Origin of the sequence: Streptomyces sp. Isolate_45 (assembly GCF_024721315.2) — a bacterium.
In the GTDB taxonomy this organism is placed as follows: domain Bacteria; phylum Actinomycetota; class Actinomycetes; order Streptomycetales; family Streptomycetaceae; genus Streptomyces.
The window spans coordinates 1-865 of record NZ_JANFAK020000385.1 but is presented as its reverse complement, the minus strand read 5'-3'; the positions used below and the strand labels follow the sequence as shown (position 1 = coordinate 865).

The following is an 865-nucleotide window of genomic DNA, read 5'->3' as shown; positions in this document are numbered from 1 at the left end:
CCGGTCCGTTGTCGGACGCGGACCGGACCACCCCGCTCCTGCCCCGCCACCCCGCCTACGTCATCTTCACCTCCGGCTCCACCGGCCGCCCCAAGGGCGTCATGGTCGAACACGAAGCCATCGTCAACCGACTCCGCTGGATGCAACACACCTACCAACTCACCACCGAAGACCGCGTACTGCAAAAAACACCCGCCGGATTCGACGTATCCGTCTGGGAATTCTTCTGGCCCCTCACCCAAGGCACCCCCCTCGTCATCGCCCGACCCGACGGACACAAAGACCCCGAATACCTCACCCAACTCATCAACCAACAACACATCACCGTCCTCCACTTCGTCCCCTCCATGCTCACCGCCTTCCTCGGCGAAACCACCCTCACCAACCTCCCCACCCTCCGCCTCGTCACCTGCTCCGGCGAAGCCCTCCCCACCGAACTCGTCAACCGCTTCCACACCCCCACCACCCACATCCAACTCGCCAACCTCTACGGCCCCACCGAAGCCGCCGTCGACGTCACCGCCACCACCTGCACCCCCCACACCAACACCGAAAACCGCACCACAGCCCCCATCGGCACCCCCATCTGGAACACCCGCACCTACGTCCTCGACCACAACCTCAACCCCGTACCCCCCGGCACCCCCGGCGAGCTCTACCTCGCCGGCACCCAACTCGCCCGCGGCTACCTCACCCGCCCCGACCTCACCGCCGAACGCTTCACCGCCGACCCCTACGGACCCCCCGGCACCCGCATGTACCGCACCGGCGACCTCGCCCAATGGCTCCCCAACGGCCACCTCCACTACCTCGGCCGCACCGACGACCAAATCAAACTCCGCGGCTTCCGCATCGAACTCGGCGA

At 66.6% G+C, this 865-nt stretch carries 1 protein-coding gene; it reads left to right on the top strand.

Features of this window, described 5'->3' with window-relative positions; all coding sequences use genetic code 11:
* A partial coding sequence (locus tag NOD94_RS41220; protein ID WP_281211369.1) for an amino acid adenylation domain-containing protein occupies window positions 1-865 on the top strand: 865 nt, incomplete at both ends.